Genomic DNA, 18,613 nt, shown 5'->3' on the forward strand with positions numbered 1-18,613 from the left:
TTTTCTTTTGTCTCTTTCTCATTTTTGATATAATAGTTTTATGTTAGATTCAGAAAAACAATCACGTTATCAACTGTTGAATGAGGAACTCTCTTATTTACTAGAGGGTGAGAGCAATGTTCTTGCCAATCTTTCGAATGCTAGCGCCCTCCTAAAATCTCGCTTTCCAAATACTGTATTTGCAGGTTTTTATCTGTTTGATGGTAGTGAGTTGATTTTAGGTCCTTTTCAGGGTGGTGTTTCTTGTATTCGCATTTCGCTTGGGAAAGGCGTATGTGGAGAAGCTGCCGAGTTTCAAGAGACTGTTTTAGTAGGGGATGTGATCACCTATCCAAACTACATTTCTTGCGATAGTAAGGCTAAGAGTGAAATCGTAGTTCCCATGCTCAAGAATGGTCAATTGCTGGGTGTCTTAGACCTAGATTCTTCACTTATTGATGATTACAATGCCATTGACCGCGATTACTTGGAACAATTTGTTGCTATTTTGCTTGAGAAGACAGAATGGGACTTTACGATGTTTGAGGAGAAAGCCTAATGTATCAAGCACTTTATCGAAAATATAGAAGCCAGACTTTTTCGCAATTGGTCGGACAAGAGGTAGTGGCTAAAACCCTAAAACAAGCAGTCGAGCAGGAAAAGATTAGTCATGCCTATCTTTTCTCAGGCCCTCGTGGAACTGGGAAAACTAGCGTAGCCAAGATTTTTGCCAAGGCTATGAACTGCCCAAATCAAGTGGATGGAGAACCATGTAATCACTGCTATATCTGTCAGGCAGTGACAGAAGGTAGCCTAGAAGATGTTATTGAAATGGATGCGGCTTCAAATAATGGAGTTGATGAAATCCGTGAAATTCGTGATAAATCCACCTATGCTCCTAGTTTGGCACGTTATAAGGTCTATATCATAGACGAGGTTCATATGCTGTCTACAGGAGCCTTTAATGCGCTTTTGAAGACTCTAGAAGAACCAACTCAAAATGTTGTCTTTATCTTAGCGACCACCGAATTGCACAAGATTCCAGCAACTATTTTATCGCGTGTTCAACGTTTTGAGTTTAAATCGATTCGAACGCAAGATATCAAGGAGCATATTTATCATATTCTAGAAAAAGAAAATATCAGTTCTGAACCGGAGGCTGTGGAAATCATTGCCAGACGAGCTGAAGGTGGAATGCGGGATGCCTTGTCTATTCTGGACCAAGCCTTGAGCTTGACACAGGGAAATGAGCTCACGACTGCTATCTCTGAGGAGATTACAGGCACCATTAGTCTATCAGCACTAGATGACTATGTAGCCGCCTTGTCTCAGCAGGATGTTTCAAAAGCGCTTGATTCTTTGAATCTTTTATTTGAAAATGGTAAGAGTATGACTCGTTTTGTGACGGATCTTTTACAGTATTTGCGTGATCTACTAGTTGTTCAGACAGGTGGCGAAAATACTCATCATAGTCCAGTTTTTATGGACAATCTAGCTCTTTCTCAGGAAAGTCTCTTTGAAATGATTCGAATAGCGACTGTGAGCTTGGCAGATATGAAAGCAAGCCTGCAACCTAAGATTTATGCTGAGATGATGACCATTCGTTTAGCTGAGATTAAGCCTGAGCCAGTGCTTTCAGAAGCTGTCGAAGGAGAAATTTCTGCACTGAGACAGGAAGTTGCTCGTCTCAAACAAGAACTTGCTAATGTTGGAACAGCTCCTAAACAAGTGGCGCCAGTCTCTAGCCGTCCAGCCACTTCCAAGACAGTCTATCGAGTAGACCGTAATAAAGTTCAGGCTATCCTACAAGAAGCTGTTGAAAATCCTGAATTGGCACGGCAAAACTTGATTCGCCTCCAGAATGCATGGGGAGAAGTAATCGAAAGCTTAGCTGGTCCTGATAAGGCTCTGCTTGTTGGTTCTCAGCCAGTTGCGGCCAACGAACACCATGCTATTTTAGCTTTTGAGTCTAATTTCAATGCTGGGCAAACCATGAAACGGGATAATCTTAACACCATGTTTGGCAACATCCTCAGTCAGGCAGCAGGTTTTTCACCTGAGATTTTAGCCATTTCCATGGAGGAATGGAAAGAGGTTCGAGCAGCATTTTCAGCTAAAAACAAGTCTTCTCAAACCAATCAAGAGGTGGAAGAAGAGAGTTTGATTCCAGAAGGATTTGAATTTTTGGCTGATAAAGTGAAGGTAGAGGAAGACTAAAGAAAGATTTCATGATACAATAAGTTTATGAATAGACAACAATTTATTATGATAGCGTTATTTACGGCTGCTGAGACTTATTTTTTCAATGAAGCCTGGATGACCGGGCGTTATTTCATGGCAGCCTTTTGGGCGATTCTACTCTTTCGAAATTTTAGGTTAAGTTACGTGATGGGGAAAATTGTAGACGCCATTGATCAGCACCTAAACCGCAAGGACTAGCTCCAAGCTTCTAGACAAAATCAAAGCCTTTTAGGCTTTTTTTGTTATACTAGTAGAGTATATTTATGGACCTTTTCTTGTATTTTTTAGAGAAATGTAAGTGATTTCTCAAAGGATAAAGGAAATAAGCCTGAAAAAGAAAGGAACTATCATGTCAGTATTAGAGATCAAAGATCTTCACGTTGAGATTGAAGGAAAAGAAATTTTGAAAGGGGTCAATCTGACTCTGAAAACAGGAGAAATCGCAGCTATCATGGGACCAAATGGTACTGGTAAATCGACTCTTTCTGCAGCTATCATGGGAAACCCTAACTATGAGGTTACAAAAGGGGAGGTCTTGTTTGATGGTGTAAACATCCTTGAATTGGAAGTGGACGAACGCGCGCGTATGGGACTTTTCCTTGCTATGCAATACCCATCAGAAATTCCTGGAATTACTAACGCTGAGTTTCTTCGTGCAGCTATGAATGCTGGTAAAGAAGATGATGAAAAGATTTCAATTCGTGAGTTCATCACTAAACTAGACGAGAAAATGGAATTGCTCAACATGAAAGAAGAAATGGCAGAGCGTTACCTCAACGAAGGTTTCTCTGGTGGTGAGAAAAAACGTAATGAAATTCTTCAACTCTTGATGTTGGAACCAACTTTTGCCCTTTTGGATGAGATTGACTCAGGTCTAGATATTGACGCCCTTAAAGTTGTATCTAAAGGTGTGAATGCCATGCGTGGTGAAGGCTTTGGTGCTATGATCATCACTCACTACCAACGTCTCTTGAACTACATCACACCAGACGTGGTCCACGTGATGATGGAAGGTCGTGTTGTCCTTTCTGGTGGTCCAGAATTGGCAGCCCGTTTGGAACGTGAAGGATACGCAAAACTAGCTGAAGAACTTGGCTACGACTACAAGGAAGAATTGTAATTCCCTCGTATCTTTTAGGAGAAGTAAATGACTAAAGAAACTATTAAACTTTTTTCAGAAATGCATGCTGAACCAAGCTGGTTGTCAGACCTCCGTCAAAAAGCTTTTGATAAGATTGAGAGTTTGGAATTACCAGTTATTGAGCGTGTCAAATTTCACCGTTGGAATCTGGGAGATGGAACCATCACGGAAAGTGAACCTTCAGCAAATGTTCCTGACTTCACTGCTTTAGATAATCACTTGAAGTTGGTGCAAGTAGGAACGCAAACTGTTTTTGAACAAACTCCAGTTGAGTTAGCTGAACAAGGTGTTGTCTTTACAGACTTTCACTCAGCTTTAGAAGAAATTCCAGAGCTTATTGAGGAATTCTTCATGTCATCAGTTAAGTATGACGATGACAAGTTGGCAGCCTACCATACAGCTTACTTTAATAGTGGTGCTGTTCTCTACATCCCTGATAATGTTGAGATTAAAGAGCCAATCGAAGGTATTTTCTACCAAGACAGCGATAGCGATGTGCCGTTTAACAAGCATATCCTTATCATTGCTGGTAAAAACTCTAAAATAAGCTATCTTGAACGTCTAGAGTCAAGAGGTGGAGGTAGTGCCAAAGCAACTGCCAATATCACAGTTGAAGTGATTGCTCGTTCTGGTGCGCAAGTGAAATTTGCTGCTATTGACCGTCTAGGTGAAAATGTCACTGCTTACATTAGCCGTCGTGGTAAACTAGGCAACGATGCCAGCATTGACTGGGCCATTGGTGTCATGAACGAAGGAAATGTTGTTGCGGACTTTGATAGCGACTTGATTGGGAATGGTAGCCATGCTGACCTTAAAGCCGTAGCTCTTTCAAGTGGCCGTCAAGTACAAGGGATTGATACGCGAGTGACTAACTATGGTTGCAACTCAATCGGAAATATCCTTCAACATGGGGTTATCCTTGAAAAAGCTACCTTGACCTTCAATGGTATTGGCCACATTATCAAGGGTGCCAAGGGAGCAGATGCGCAGCAAGAGAGTCGTGTTCTTATGCTTTCAGACCAAGCACGTTCAGATGCCAACCCAATTCTTTTGATTGATGAAAATGACGTAACTGCAGGTCACGCGGCTTCTATCGGTCAGGTGGATCCAGAAGATATGTACTACCTCATGAGCCGTGGCTTGGATAAGGCGACTGCAGAACGCTTGGTTGTTCGTGGTTTCCTTGGATCTGTTATCGTTGAGATTCCAGTCAAGGAAGTTCGTGATGAAATGATTGCAACCATCGAAGAAAAATTGTCAAAACGCTAAGGGGAAGCCTATGTTAGATGTAGAAGCGATTCGCAAGGATTTTCCAATTTTAGACCAGATTGTCAACGATGAACCTCTGGTCTATCTGGACAATGCTGCGACGACACAAAAACCACTAGCAGTTCTGGAAACAATCAACCGCTACTATAAGCAGGACAATGCCAATGTTCACCGTGGGGTTCATACCTTGGCTGAAAGGGCGACAGCTTCCTATGAGGCGGCTCGTGAAACCATTCGTAAGTTTATCAATGCAGGCTCTACAAAGGAAGTTCTCTTTACCAGAGGAACGACAACCAGCCTTAACTGGTTGGCACGCTTTGCTGAGGAAATCCTGACTGAGGGAGACCAGGTCTTGATTTCTGTCATGGAACACCATTCTAATATCATTCCATGGCAGGAAGCTTGTCGCAAGACTGGGGCAGAGCTTGTCTATGTCTATCTCAAGGATGGAGCTCTGGACATGGATGACTTGCGCGCTAAATTGACTGATAAGGTTAAATTTGTCTCCCTAGCTCACGCCTCCAATGTTCTTGGTGTGGTCAATCCGATCAAGGAAATCACTCAATTAGCCCACCAAGTTGGAGCCATCATGGTGGTGGATGGTGCTCAATCTACACCTCATATGAAGATTGATGTCCAGGACTTGGATGTGGACTTCTTTGCCTTTTCAGGTCACAAGATGGCTGGTCCGACTGGTATCGGTGTCCTTTACGGCAAAGAGAAGTATCTTGAACAAATGTCACCTCTTGAATTTGGTGGTGAGATGATTGATTTCGTCTATGAGCAATCTGCTAGTTGGAAGGAATTGCCTTGGAAATTTGAGGCTGGGACTCCCAATATGGCAGGTGCTATCGGACTTGCAGCTGCAGTGGATTACCTAGAAAAGATTGGTATGGATGCGATTGAAGCTCATGAACAGGAATTAATCTCATACGTATTTCCAAAACTGCAGGCCATTGAAGGTTTGACCATTTATGGCTCGCAGGATTTGGCTCAACGTTCAGGTGTCATTGCCTTTAACCTAGGGGATCTTCATCCCCATGACCTAGCTACAGCACTTGATTATGAAGGAGTAGCAGTTCGAGCCGGTCACCATTGCGCCCAACCTTTGCTTCAGTATTTGGAAGTCCCAGCAACAGCTCGTGTAAGTTTTTATATCTACAATACCAAGGCAGATTGTGACAAACTAGTCGATGCTTTACAAAAGACAAAGGAGTTTTTCAATGGCACTTTCTAAACTAGATAGCCTTTATATGGCAGTGGTGGCAGACCATTCGAAAAATCCCCATCATCAAGGGAAGTTGGATGATGCTGAACAAATCAGCCTCAATAATCCAACCTGTGGGGATGTCATCAACCTCTCTGTCAAGTTTGACGCAGAGGACCGTTTGGAAGATATTGCTTTTCTAAATTCAGGATGTACGATTTCAACTGCCTCTGCTAGTATGATGACAGATGCTGTTTTAGGAAAAACCAAGCAAGAAATTTTAGAACTTGCAACCATCTTTTCTGAAATGGTTCAAGGTCAAAAGGATGACCGTCAAGACCAACTAGGTGATGCAGCTTTCTTATCAGGTGTTGCCAAATTCCCTCAACGAATCAAGTGTGCAACTCTAGCTTGGAATGCACTTAAGAAAACAATTGAAGATCAAGAAAAACAGTAAGACAAGCTTCTTTTGTCTTACGAATCAGTAGAAATGAAGAATGAAAGAAAGGATATTATGGCTGAAGAAAGAGTAGAACCAAAACCAATTGATCTTGGTGAATATAAATTTGGTTTCCATGATGATGTAGAGCCTGTCCTATCGACAGGAAAAGGATTGAACGAAGATGTTATTCGTGAATTATCTGCTGCCAAGGGAGAACCTGAGTGGATGCTAGAATTCCGTTTGAAGTCTTATGAAACCTTTAAAAAAATGCCTATGCAAACCTGGGGAGCAGACTTGTCAGAGATTGACTTTGATGACTTGATCTACTACCAAAAACCATCTGACAAACCAGCCCGTTCTTGGGATGAAGTTCCTGAAAAAATTAAAGAAACCTTTGAACGTATCGGGATTCCGGAAGCTGAGCGTGCTTATTTAGCAGGTGCCTCTGCCCAGTACGAGTCAGAAGTGGTTTACCACAACATGAAGGAAGAGTTCCAGAAATTGGGGATTATCTTTACAGATACAGATTCTGCCCTCAAGGAATACCCAGACTTGTTTAAACAATACTTTGCGAAGTTGGTACCACCGACTGATAACAAGTTGGCAGCCCTCAACTCTGCAGTATGGTCGGGTGGAACCTTTATCTACGTGCCAAAAGGTGTCAAGGTAGATATTCCACTTCAAACCTACTTCCGTATCAACAACGAAAATACAGGTCAGTTCGAACGTACCTTGATTATTGTTGATGAAGGAGCAAGCGTCCACTACGTAGAAGGATGTACAGCACCAACTTATTCTAGCAACAGCTTGCACGCTGCCATTGTAGAAATTTTCGCCTTGGACGGAGCTTATATGCGTTATACAACCATCCAAAACTGGTCTGATAATGTCTATAACTTGGTAACAAAACGTGCCAAAGCTTTGAAAGATGCGACTGTTGAGTGGATCGATGGAAACTTGGGTGCCAAAACAACCATGAAATACCCATCTGTTTATCTGGATGGAGAAGGGGCACGTGGTACCATGCTCTCTATCGCCTTTGCTAATGCAGGACAACACCAAGATACTGGTGCCAAGATGATCCACAACGCTCCACATACAAGCTCGTCTATCGTTTCTAAATCCATCGCTAAAGGCGGAGGAAAGGTGGACTACCGTGGACAAGTAACCTTTAACAAGAACTCTAAGAAATCTGTTTCTCACATTGAGTGTGATACCATTATCATGGATGACTTATCAGCGTCAGATACTATTCCATTTAATGAAATTCATAACTCGCAAGTTGCTTTGGAGCACGAAGCCAAGGTATCCAAGATTTCAGAAGAACAACTCTACTACCTCATGAGTCGTGGTTTGTCAGAATCTGAGGCAACCGAGATGATTGTCATGGGATTTGTCGAACCCTTCACTAAAGAACTTCCAATGGAATACGCGGTTGAGCTGAACCGCTTGATTAGCTATGAAATGGAAGGTTCAGTCGGATAAGAATATGCAAAATCTGAACAGGAATCCTTTCTGTTCAGAATTTTTTTCAAAAAAGAACCTAATAAATATTCACAAAAATGCTTTTATATGGTAAAATAAAACAATTACATTTAGTGGAGATGAAGTATGAATATTTTTAGAACCAAGGATGTTAGTCTGAGACAGACAGAGATGCGTCGCCATTTGAAATTGTGGGATTTGATTCTATTGGGAATCGGTGCTATGGTAGGGACGGGGATTTTCACCATTACAGGAACAGCAGCGGCTACTCTAGCTGGTCCCTCACTAGTGATTTCCATTGTGATTTCTGCCTTATGTGTTTCTTTATCAGCTCTCTTTTTTGCAGAATTTGCCTCTCGTGTACCCGCAACTGGGGGTGCTTATAGTTATCTCTATGCGATTTTAGGAGAATTGCCAGCCTGGATTGCTGGCTGGTTGACCATCATGGAATTCATGACTGCTGTATCTGGTGTGGCGTCTGGCTGGGCAGCTTACTTTAAGGGCTTACTCAGTGATTATGGTATCTCCATGCCCCAAGCCTTAAATGGCACCTTCAACCCTGAACAAGGGACCTATATCGACCTCCTACCTATTTTGGTTCTGACCTTGGTAACAGGATTGGTTTTATTAAATTCCAAGGCAGCCTTACGCTTTAATTCGCTTCTAGTAATCTTGAAATTCTCTGCTCTAGCCTTATTTATCCTAGTTGGTATTTGGTACATCAAACCTGAAAATTGGTCGAATTTTGCTCCTTTTGGCTTTGGCCAGATTTATGGAGGAAGCACTGGGATTATGGCAGGTGCATCTTTGATGTTCTTTGGATTTCTCGGATTTGAGTCTATTTCAATGGCAGTTGATGAGATCCAAAGCCCGCAAAAAAATATTCCTCGTGGAATTGTACTTTCTCTGACAATCGTCACCATTCTCTATGCCTTGGTAACCTTAGTATTGACAGGGATTGTTCACTACAGTAAGCTTAATGTGGACGATGCAGTAGCATTTTCATTACGGAGTATTGGTATCGGTTGGGCAGCTAACTATGTTTCGCTTGTAGCCATTCTCACCCTGATAACGGTATGTATTTCCATGACTTATGCTTTGTCTCGAATGATATATAGCTTAGCACGTGATGGACTTTTACCTCAAAGTTTCAAACAACTAAGCAAGACCAGTCGCGTTCCCAAAAATGCGACCCTCTTAACAGGAGTTGTTTCAGCCCTTGCTGCCGGAGTGTTTCCTCTAGCCAGTATTGCAGCCTTCCTAAATATCTGTACGCTAGCTTATCTCATTTTACTAGCCTACGGAATAATAAAGCTCAGAAAAGATAAGGGTATGCCCCAAAAAGGAGAGTTTAAAACTCCTTTGGTGCCACTTTTGCCAATCCTTTCCATCCTTATCTGTGTTTCCTTTATGCTTCAATATAGTCTAGATACCTGGATTGCCTTTGGCATTGCTCTTGTAGTTGGTCTAGTCATCTACTTTACTTATGGTTATCATCATTCAACCCTCACAGAAGAAAAATAAAAGCTGGGAATTCCCAGCTTTTTTAATCTTTCACATAAGTAAATCCTTCACCCAGAATTTCATGAGCCTCAGTGATGGTTATAAAGGCTTGAGGGTCGATTTTGTGAATCATATCTTTCATTTTTACGATTTCGTTCCGACCGACGATACAGTAAATAATTTTTAAATCTTTCTTACTGTAATAACCTTGACCAGATATAAAGGTCACACCACGTCCAAGCTCCTCATTAATCTTATCAGCCAGTTGGTCAGGATATTGAGTAATAATCATAAATCCTTTACCAGCGTATCCCCCTTCGCCAATCAGGTCAATAACGCGAGCGATGATGAAGTCAAACAAGAGAGTATAGGTCACAAGACGGAGATCTTGGAAAATAAGCAGAATTAACATTAAAATGAAAAAGTCAATTCCAAAAAGCAATTTCCCAATCGAAAGATTGGTGTACTTGTTGAGGATGCGGGCAACGATATCAGAACCACCAGTGGTTCCACCAGCATTAAAGATAATTCCTAAACCAACTCCCAGTAAAACCCCTGAGACTAAAGCAACGATGATGAGGTCACCTTGTAAATCAAACTGCAAGGGGATACGCTCAAAGATTGCGAGCCAAATAGAGAGAGAAATAGAACCCAGAAGGCTGGAGTAGAGGGTCTTGGAACCAAATATCTTCCAAGCCAAAATAAATAAAGGAATATTGATTAAGAGATTCATCAATGAGACAGGGATTTTAAAAAGATAGTAGGTAATCAAGGTGATACCTGTCGCCCCTCCCTCAAATAGATGATAAGGAACAACAAAGTAGGTGAGACCAAAGGCATAGATAGCTGCTCCAAATATAATCGTAATAATCGGTTGAACTTTTCGAATCATAGCTGTTCCTCGCTTTTCTATAGATAGATTATACCAAAAATTCAGTTTTTTTAATTGGATTACTTATGATTTTTTATCATTTTTTTGATATAATAAGAGTGAAAAATCCCAATCCTATTGAGAAGAATAGAAAGATTGAACTTATGACACAAGTAAAAATTGTAACGGACTCTTCTGTTACTATCGAACCAGAAGTAGTTAAAGAATTAAATATCACTATTGTCCCCTTATCAGTTATGATTGATGGCGTACTCTACTCAGATGCTGATCTAAAAGAGGGGGAATTCCTTCATCTCATGCAACAAAGCAAGAATCTCCCTAAAACGAGTCAACCTCCAGTAGGAGTGTTTGCTGAAGTCTTTGAAGAGCTGGGAAAAGATGGCAGTCAGGTTGTTGCTATTCATATGTCTCATGCCTTGTCTGGGACTGTTGAAGCTGCACGCCAAGGTGCAAGTCTCTCAAGTTCTGATGTGACAGTTATTGATAGTTCCTTTACAGATCAGGCTATGAAGTTTCAAGTTGTTGAAGCTGCAAAACTTGCTAAAGAGGGTAAAGATTTAGAAACTATTCTAGCACGTATAGAAGAAGTGAAGAATCACACAGAGCTTTATATCGGTGTTTCGACTCTAGAAAACCTAGTGAAAGGTGGGCGTATTGGACGTGTGACGGGACTATTAAGCTCACTATTAAATATTCGTGTAGTGATGCAGATGAAAAAACACGAACTCCAACCAATCGTCAAAGGACGTGGTGCGAAAACTTTCAAAAAATGGCTTGAAGAGTTAACGGTGGCCCTTACTCATAAATCAGTTGCAGAAATTGGAATTTCCTATGCTGGAACGAATGAATGGGCAAATGAGATGAAGAGTTTATTGCAAGCCTATGTTGAGAAACCAATCTCTGTACTGGAAACTGGCTCTATTATTCAAACTCATACTGGAGAGAATGCTTGGGCAATTCTAATCCGCTATAATTCCTAAAAAATAGAGAAAAATGTTTGAAATGGCGTTTTTGACTTGACCTATGGGCAATTTTAGGATATGATTATATTTGTTAATCAGAAATTATTTGGAGGATTTGTTAACATGGCAAACAAACAAGATTTGATCGCTAAAGTGGCAGAAGCTACAGACTTGACTAAGAAAGATTCAGCAGCAGCAGTTGATGCTGTATTTGCAGCAGTAACTGAATACCTTGCAGCTGGTGAAAAAGTTCAATTGATTGGTTTTGGTAACTTTGAAGTTCGTGAACGTGCTGCACGTAAAGGTCGCAACCCACAAACTGGTAAAGAAATCGAAATCGCAGCTTCTAAAGTTCCAGCATTCAAAGCTGGTAAAGCTCTTAAAGACGCTGTTAAATAATGAATTTTCAAAAAGCCTATTGTATCAAGCTTCCTAGCTTGGCCAATGGGCTTTTTTTGTTGTTTTGGGGCATTTGGGGGGCAAAGACGAATACTTTTTCATGACATCTGCAACGGTTGATTTCATTTCTTTAGTTATATATGTATAAATTTAGGTGTTTTTCCAACCGAGTATTTGATATGATATGTAACTTCTGAGATAAGTAGTCTTTTGAAAAATAGGGTTTAAGCCTTTACAGTAAAAGAAAAAAGGTTCCCATGTTTGGGAACCTTCTTTTCATTAGTTTTTAGAAGCTGCTTGGAATTCAGGGTTTTTCCATGCTTCATCAATGATAGCTTGCAATTCTTTGGCAGATGCTTGCATTTTTTGAGTTTCAGCGTCGTTCAATGGGATGTTTACTGGACGAACGATACCGTGTGCACCAACAACAGCTGGTTGACCGATAAAGACGTTTTTAACACCGTATTGACCTTCTTGGAAGACTGAAAGTGGAAGTACTGCATTTTCGTCATCAAGGATTGCTTTTGTGATACGAGCAAGTGCTACTGCGATACCGTAGTATGTAGCTCCTTTTTTATTGATGATTGTGTAGGCGGCGTCACGAACACCTTCGAACAATTCAATCAATTCAGCTTCTTGAACGTTTTGAGTATCTTTAAGGAATTCTTCAAGGTTTACACCAGCGATGTTAGCGTGTGACCAAACCGCAAATTCAGAATCTCCGTGTTCGCCCATGATGTAGGCGTGAACGGAACGAGCATCAACGTCCAATTTTTCAGCAAGTGCTTGACGGAAACGTGCTGAGTCAAGTGAAGTACCTGAACCGATAACACGTTCTTTAGGGAATCCAGAGAATTTCCAAGTTGAGTAAGTCAAAACGTCAACTGGGTTAGCCGCAACAAGGAAGATACCATCAAAACCTGATTCAACAACTTGTGTTACGATTGATTTGTTGATAGCCAAGTTTTTACCTACAAGGTCAAGACGAGTTTCGCCTGGTTTTTGAGGAGCACCTGCAGTGATAACAACAAGGTCAGCGTCTGCACAGTCAGAGTATTGAGCAGCGTAGATTTTTTTAGGTGAAGTGAAGGCAAGGGCGTGGCTAAGGTCAAGCGCATCACCAACAGCTTTTTCGTGCAATTGTGGAATTTCGATAATTCCAAGCTCTTGTGCAATTCCTTGGTTAACAAGTGCGAAAGCGTAAGATGAACCTACGGCACCGTCACCAACAAGGATCACTTTTTTGTGTTGTTTAGTTGAAGTCATTATCTAAACATCTCCTTCATTTTTTTTTAGGGGAATCCCCAGACACTTTCATTCTATCACTTTTAAAAAGCTTTGTCACGAATATTCTATTCGGTCATCGATGTAAACGTTTTAGTGATTTCCAAAGACTGAAATGAAGGACGAATTATGGTATAATATATCTAATTACTAATAGTGAAATGAGGCATTTATTAATGCAAGATAGAAATTTAGTGAATGTCAATCTGACAAAGGAGATGAAGACCAGCTTTATCGATTACGCCATGAGTGTTATCGTTGCGCGGGCTCTTCCTGATGTTCGAGACGGTTTAAAACCTGTTCACCGCCGTATTCTTTACGGAATGAATGAACTAGGTGTTACACCAGACAAACCTCATAAAAAATCAGCCCGTATTACAGGGGATGTTATGGGTAAATACCACCCACACGGGGATTCATCTATTTATGAAGCCATGGTTCGTATGGCTCAGTGGTGGAGCTACCGTTACATGCTTGTTGATGGACATGGAAACTTTGGTTCCATGGACGGGGATGGTGCCGCCGCACAGCGTTACACAGAAGCACGTATGAGCAAGATTGCTCTTGAAATGCTTCGTGACATCAATAAAAACACAGTTGATTTCGTAGACAACTACGATGCCAATGAGCGTGAGCCCTTGGTCTTGCCAGCTCGTTTTCCAAACCTTTTGGTCAATGGGGCAACTGGTATCGCTGTTGGGATGGCAACCAATATCCCACCTCACAACCTGGGCGAAACCATTGATGCGGTGAAGTTAGTCATGGACAATCCTGAAGTAACCACTAGGGATTTGATGGAAGTTTTACCTGGTCCAGATTTTCCGACTGGTGCTCTTGTCATGGGGAAATCAGGGATCCATAAGGCTTATGAGACTGGTAAGGGTTCCATTGTCCTTCGTTCTCGTACAGAGATTGAGACGACTAAGACAGGGCGTGAGCGCATCGTGGTAACAGAATTTCCTTATATGGTCAATAAAACCAAGGTCCATGAGCATATCGTTCGTTTGGCGCAAGAAAAACGAATTGAGGGCATTACAGCTGTACGTGATGAATCCAACCGTGAAGGGGTTCGTTTCATTATCGAAGTGAAGCGTGATGCTTCTGCGAATGTTATCCTCAATAACCTCTTCAAGATGACGCAGATGCAAACTAACTTTGGTTTCAATATGCTTGCTATTCAAAATGGTGTACCAAAGATTTTATCTCTTCGCCAAATTTTAGATGCTTATATTGAACACCAAAAAGAGGTAGTTGTTCGTCGTACCCGTTTTGACAAGGAAAAGGCAGAAGCACGTGCGCACATCTTAGAAGGCCTTTTAATCGCGCTAGACCATATCGACGAAGTGATCCGTATCATCCGTGCTAGTGAAACGGATGCCGAAGCGCAAGCTGAGTTGATGAGCAAGTTCAAGCTTTCTGAACGCCAAAGTCAGGCTATCCTTGATATGCGTCTTCGCCGCTTGACAGGATTGGAACGCGATAAGATTCAGTCTGAATATGATGAATTGATTGCCTTGATTGCAGATTTGACCGATATTCTTGCTAAACCAGAACGCGTGGCGCAAATCATAAAAGATGAATTGGATGAAGTAAAACGTAAATTTGGTGACAAACGTCGTACCGAGTTAATGGTTGGAGAAGTCTTAACTCTTGAAGACGAAGACTTGATTGAGGAGTCAGATGTCTTAATCACTCTTTCTAACAAGGGCTATATCAAACGTTTGGACCAAGGCGAATTCACTGCTCAAAAACGTGGTGGTCGTGGAGTCCAAGGTACGGGAGTTAAGGATGATGACTTTGTGCGTGAGTTGGTTTCAACCAGCACCCATGATCATTTGCTCTTCTTTACCAATAAAGGTCGTGTATACCGACTAAAAGGTTATGAAATTCCTGAATACGGTCGCACAGCTAAGGGATTGCCGGTTGTCAATCTTTTGAAGCTGGATGAAGGGGAGAGCATACAGACCATCATTAATGTTAAATCTGAACGTAGTGATGACGCTTATCTCTTCTTCACAACCCGTCACGGTATCGTGAAGCGAACCAGTGTTAAAGAATTTGCTAATATTCGTCAAAATGGACTTAAGGCTTTGAATCTCAAGGATGAAGATGAACTGATTAACGTCTTGCTGACAGAAGAAGACACAGATATCATCATTGGTACCAAATTTGGTTATGCCGTTCGCTTTAATCAATCAGCCGTTCGTGGCATGAGCCGTATCGCGACAGGGGTTCGAGGAGTTAACCTTCGTGAAGGAGATACTGTAGTTGGTGCTAGTGTCATCACTGACCAGGACGAGGTCCTTATCATCACTGAAAAAGGGTATGGTAAACGTACTCTTGCAACTGAATATCCAACAAAAGGTCGTGGTGGTAAAGGGATGAAGACAGCCAATGTTGCTGAGAAGAATGGACCTCTTGCAGGTCTCCTCACTGTTAAAGGAGATGAAGACCTGATGATTATCACGGATACAGGTGTTATGATCCGTACAAACGTTGCCAATATTTCACAAACAGGACGCTCAACTATGGGAGTTAAGGTGATGCGTCTAGACCAGGATGCCAAGATTGTGACCTTTACAACGGTTGATGCGGCAGAAAAAGAAGAAGTTGGGACTGAAAACGAAACAGAAGGTAAAGCATAATGTCTCATAAAAAAACGAAAAGTAAGAAGAATAAGCGTAGGAATCTATTTCTCAATATTTTAGCGGTTTTCTTAATTCTTTTATCCTTAGCTTTGATTTTTAATTCAAAGATTCGAGATCTCTTTATGGTGTGGAATACCAATAAATACCAAGTCAATCAGGTTACTAAAGAAAATATAGATGAAAATCTCAAAACAGAAGGAAATTTTGATTTTGATTCGGTTAAATCTATTTCATCTGAAGCAGTTCTAGCCGCTCAGTGGGACGCTCAGAAGCTTCCCGTTATTGGAGGAATTGCTATTCCCGAAGTGGAGATTAACTTGCCGATTTTCAAAGGGTTGGATAATGTAAACTTGTTCTACGGAGCAGGAACCATGAAACCAGACCAAAAAATGGGAGAGGGCAACTACTCTTTAGCGAGTCACCATATCTTTACTGCTGAAAATGCCAGTCAAATGCTCTTTTCACCTTTAGTTAACGCTAAAGCGGGTATGAAAATTTACCTGACTGATAAGGATAAGGTTTATACTTATGAGATTACGGAAGTTAAACACGTTACTCCGGACCGAGTAGATGAAATCGAAGATCGTGATGGTATCAAAGAAATCACATTGGTGACCTGTGTGGACTATAATGCGACAGAGCGGATTATTGTTAAAGGTGATTTTAAAGAAGTTAAAGCTTATTCTGAAACATCTGATGATATCCTAAGCGCCTTTAATAAGCCATATAAACAACGTTATTAACCTCAAAAACCAGTGAATTGTATTTTTCACTGGTTTTTGTCAAATAGAAGCGTCAGTCAAAGGAGAATGATGCATGTTCGAATATTTTTTGTTTGGAATGAAAACGATGTGGGAAAGTCCTGTCTTTAGTTTTGCCTTTTACTTATTAGCCTCTATTCTTTTACTAATCTTTTGGCGACGTTTTATAATTGTCCGTCGTAGTGGTGGTGATTTTTTTGCCCCGTTTCACATTGCCAATGGGAGATTTTATATTCACAATGCTTTTGTATTTGTGAAGAGAATCATTCCGCTGAATAACATCAGAAGGATTGAAGTCAAATATATTCGAAGTGTCAAATTGAATGGGGCAAGTTATCATTTGTTTATCGAAAGAAAAGATGGAAAAGCTGTCAGTTTTTTCTTCGGACAATCAAAACAGAATGATCTCCTTGTGAAGAATCTAAAGAATGAAACTAAAAACTATCATATTAGAATTGTAATAGATGGATAAGTGTTTAGTTTAAGAAAGGAATGATCATGGATAAGCTACAAGAAGTCAGAGAAAATGAACAGTTAAGGACCTTACTGATGACTGAATGTGATATTTATTTTTATGACAAGATAAGTGAAGTCCAGTTTTCAGGGAACAATGAGGAGTACTCTCTTGCCTGTAAGGCTTTTGCTCAAGATGGTAGTGGGGGAGAATATGTTTTTCTCGAAGATAACAGCATAGGCTTTATCGGAAGTGAGGGCCAAGTGGGGAGAGTAGCAGGAAGTCTGGATGACTTACTGACATTCCTACTTCACGCAGGTTGTATTTCAGATTTTAGCTGTCAGTATCTTTATCAGAATACAGACTTATTGAAAACATTTTGTAGGGGCTATGTGTCTAAAATACGAGAAAGCTATCAGGCTAAGCAGGAAAATTGGGATCAGATACGAGGAAATATGGCTCAAAAACTATCACTTGATTTCAATCCCAAAAAACTAGAAAAAGTAGCCATGGCATTTTATCAAGCGGCGACAAGAAAGCCTGTCTTTTCCTGTAAGTATGTAGACGGTGAAGAAGAGTATACCTGCGATTCAGTCTTGTCTGATGTTGTAGGCTTGTGGACGACAGAACTTGTAGGTATGAGTAGAGAAGAAATCGAAAACTGTAAAATTTGATAATGTTTGATGCTTGCAAGATGATCATTCAACTTTAATGGTATCTTTTCAATGTGAAAGGAAACTGGTCAGTAGGTTGAAAGGTTTATCGTAAGTAACCGAAGGATGTCTAGTATAAGAGAGGATAGATAATGAGTCAGTTAAGAGAAAAGTCTTTAGTTAGGCTCAAAGAAGACATAACAAGTAGTTTTCCATTTGACAAGGTTCTTCCTATGATATTCTTGGGAGGAATTGCCAATATGGCTGGACACTGAATCTTCATAGGAAAATCGGGGGAAGTGTTATTTTGGATATCATATTTCACATTTTAGAGAATTAAGTGAAGATGAGATATAGGACTTTCGCAGTAGGAAAAATAGATGAGGAGTTGAGAATGAATAATCAGATTGACTTGGCATTTCCGAACCTATACGCAGAATTCTTGAGTAGAATTGACAAGGCAGGAGAGTTTGTAATAGAGAATACAGGTATCACCTTATATTCGAGGTTAGATTTGCTAGAAAGAAACTTCACCTACCAAATAGAAGAGTGGGAACCTGATTTTTTCCTGATTGGGCAAGATGGGGATGTCGCTTTTTTTATAAAGAAAGATTCTGACGACACTATTTATATGAATGATTTGGGGGCATTAGGTTCACTGGGAATGAAACCCATATCTTTGAATATTTTCGAGTTTGTGCAACAAGCGAGTGAACATTATGATGATATCTTCTAATCATTGCAAGTGTTGTTATTTTATCGTACGCGTGTGTGGAAGACATTTTTATGAAATCATTTGAACATTTTGATTAATGTTAATAAATTTTTAGTAAATGATAATGATTTGGAGAGTGAACAATGAATTTTGATGAGAGTTTACAGCAATACACTTATGAGCATGAGGGAGTGATCTTTGTTTGGGACGAAGAGCCTGATTGTGACTTTATAGATAAAGTTGAACTGTTATCAAAAAATTATCAGGAAAATCTCAATAGAATTATCAACTTTATGCTAGCTGATCTTAAGGAAATGTATGGAGAAGTCAGCGAGGAAGATGTGAAGAACAAGCTGGGGAAACCTATCATTGACTACAATCAAGGAACAGTTAGTTATTGTGAGCAAACCTTCGATGACTGGCACCTATTTGAGTTTGAATTTTTGGATGATCAATTTGAAATATTGAAATGTTTTTCTGTTAATGGGTAAAGGAGAGATTTATGGAATTCCCCAATGCCTTGATTTTCTTTGTAGAAAACGTATACAAGAAAGGCTTTTCAAAATGCGTGCTTTATG

The 18,613-nt window shown here is 40.6% G+C and carries 19 protein-coding genes; 17 read left to right on the forward strand and 2 right to left on the reverse strand.

Annotation, left to right across the window (positions count from 1 at the left end; translation table 11 throughout):
* Positions 1 to 40: 40 nt before the first annotated feature.
* The 9 genes from KZX55_RS00635 to KZX55_RS00675 all read left to right on the forward strand — a co-directional run bounded on the left by KZX55_RS00635 (position 41) and on the right by KZX55_RS00675 (position 9,288).
* Positions 41 to 538 carry a GAF domain-containing protein gene (locus KZX55_RS00635; protein WP_248022767.1) on the forward strand — a complete coding sequence of 166 codons (498 nt, stop codon included), beginning with the start codon at positions 41 to 43 and terminating at the stop codon, positions 536 to 538.
* Positions 538 to 2,196, forward strand: a complete 1,659-nt coding sequence (gene dnaX, locus KZX55_RS00640) for a DNA polymerase III subunit gamma/tau (RefSeq protein ID WP_248022771.1) — start codon at positions 538 to 540, stop codon at positions 2,194 to 2,196. Before KZX55_RS00635 ends, dnaX begins: the two co-directional genes overlap by 1 nt.
* Before the next feature lie 27 nt (positions 2,197 to 2,223).
* Positions 2,224 to 2,418 (forward strand): DUF3272 family protein, encoded by a 195-nt coding sequence (locus tag KZX55_RS00645; protein ID WP_061413857.1) that lies wholly within the window; start codon positions 2,224 to 2,226, stop codon positions 2,416 to 2,418.
* 151 nt (positions 2,419 to 2,569) lie between these two features.
* Positions 2,570 to 3,340 carry a Fe-S cluster assembly ATPase SufC gene (gene sufC, locus KZX55_RS00650; RefSeq protein ID WP_033606356.1) on the forward strand — a complete coding sequence of 257 codons (771 nt, stop codon included), beginning with the start codon at positions 2,570 to 2,572 and terminating at the stop codon, positions 3,338 to 3,340.
* Positions 3,341 to 3,367: 27 nt separating this feature from the next.
* A complete protein-coding gene (gene sufD, locus KZX55_RS00655; RefSeq protein ID WP_084873249.1) occupies positions 3,368 to 4,630 on the forward strand; it encodes a Fe-S cluster assembly protein SufD in 1,263 nt (420 codons plus the stop codon).
* Positions 4,631 to 4,640: 10 nt separating this feature from the next.
* Complete coding sequence (locus KZX55_RS00660) at positions 4,641 to 5,867, forward strand: cysteine desulfurase (RefSeq protein WP_248022772.1); 1,227 nt, start codon at positions 4,641 to 4,643, stop codon at positions 5,865 to 5,867.
* Complete coding sequence (sufU, locus tag KZX55_RS00665) at positions 5,854 to 6,294, forward strand: Fe-S cluster assembly sulfur transfer protein SufU (RefSeq protein WP_248022774.1); 441 nt, start codon at positions 5,854 to 5,856, stop codon at positions 6,292 to 6,294. Before KZX55_RS00660 ends, sufU begins: the two co-directional genes overlap by 14 nt.
* Before the next feature lie 57 nt (positions 6,295 to 6,351).
* Entirely contained in the window at positions 6,352 to 7,764 is a 1,413-nt protein-coding gene (gene sufB / locus KZX55_RS00670; protein WP_000797053.1) for a Fe-S cluster assembly protein SufB, read from the forward strand.
* A 126-nt stretch (positions 7,765 to 7,890) separates the two neighbouring features.
* On the forward strand, positions 7,891 to 9,288 hold the full coding sequence (locus KZX55_RS00675; RefSeq protein WP_001020303.1) for an APC family permease: 1,398 nt from the start codon (positions 7,891 to 7,893) through the stop codon (positions 9,286 to 9,288).
* A 22-nt stretch (positions 9,289 to 9,310) separates the two neighbouring features.
* Here KZX55_RS00675 and KZX55_RS00680 read toward each other — a convergent pair whose 3' ends face one another.
* Positions 9,311 to 10,159, reverse strand: coding sequence for a YitT family protein (locus KZX55_RS00680; RefSeq protein WP_248022776.1), 849 nt, complete (start codon positions 10,157 to 10,159; stop codon positions 9,311 to 9,313).
* 143 nt (positions 10,160 to 10,302) lie between these two features.
* Between KZX55_RS00680 and KZX55_RS00685 the strand changes: the two genes are divergently transcribed.
* A complete protein-coding gene (locus KZX55_RS00685; protein WP_057489182.1) occupies positions 10,303 to 11,139 on the forward strand; it encodes a DegV family protein in 837 nt (278 codons plus the stop codon).
* A gap of 105 nt (positions 11,140 to 11,244) precedes the next feature.
* Positions 11,245 to 11,520 (forward strand): HU family DNA-binding protein, encoded by a 276-nt coding sequence (locus tag KZX55_RS00690; protein WP_001284630.1) that lies wholly within the window; start codon positions 11,245 to 11,247, stop codon positions 11,518 to 11,520.
* Positions 11,521 to 11,799: 279 nt separating this feature from the next.
* Here the strand turns inward: KZX55_RS00690 and KZX55_RS00695 are convergent, their stop codons facing one another.
* The gene (locus tag KZX55_RS00695; RefSeq protein WP_000204722.1) at positions 11,800 to 12,786 is read right to left on the reverse strand and encodes an L-lactate dehydrogenase; all 987 of its coding nucleotides are present in this window, start codon (positions 12,784 to 12,786) and stop codon (positions 11,800 to 11,802) included.
* A 194-nt stretch (positions 12,787 to 12,980) separates the two neighbouring features.
* Between KZX55_RS00695 and gyrA the strand changes: the two genes are divergently transcribed.
* From gyrA to KZX55_RS00725, 6 genes are all read left to right on the forward strand, one after another.
* Positions 12,981 to 15,449, forward strand: coding sequence for a DNA gyrase subunit A (gene gyrA, locus KZX55_RS00700; protein ID WP_248022779.1), 2,469 nt, complete (start codon positions 12,981 to 12,983; stop codon positions 15,447 to 15,449).
* Positions 15,449 to 16,195: a class A sortase gene (locus KZX55_RS00705; RefSeq protein WP_084852316.1), complete on the forward strand. Its 747-nt coding sequence runs from the start codon at positions 15,449 to 15,451 to the stop codon at positions 16,193 to 16,195. Before gyrA ends, KZX55_RS00705 begins: the two co-directional genes overlap by 1 nt.
* Positions 16,196 to 16,268: 73 nt before the next feature.
* Positions 16,269 to 16,685 carry a hypothetical protein gene (locus tag KZX55_RS00710; protein WP_109290096.1) on the forward strand — a complete coding sequence of 139 codons (417 nt, stop codon included), beginning with the start codon at positions 16,269 to 16,271 and terminating at the stop codon, positions 16,683 to 16,685.
* A 26-nt stretch (positions 16,686 to 16,711) separates the two neighbouring features.
* Entirely contained in the window at positions 16,712 to 17,341 is a 630-nt protein-coding gene (locus KZX55_RS00715; protein ID WP_033606341.1) for a hypothetical protein, read from the forward strand.
* A 373-nt stretch (positions 17,342 to 17,714) separates the two neighbouring features.
* A complete protein-coding gene (locus KZX55_RS00720) occupies positions 17,715 to 18,056 on the forward strand; it encodes a hypothetical protein (protein ID WP_033606340.1) in 342 nt (113 codons plus the stop codon).
* 122 nt (positions 18,057 to 18,178) lie between these two features.
* Entirely contained in the window at positions 18,179 to 18,526 is a 348-nt protein-coding gene (locus KZX55_RS00725; protein ID WP_033606339.1) for a hypothetical protein, read from the forward strand.
* The last annotated feature ends 87 nt before the right edge of the window (positions 18,527 to 18,613 follow it).

It is taken from the genome of Streptococcus halitosis (assembly GCF_023147855.1).
In the GTDB taxonomy this organism is placed as follows: Bacteria; Bacillota; Bacilli; order Lactobacillales; family Streptococcaceae; genus Streptococcus; species Streptococcus halitosis_B.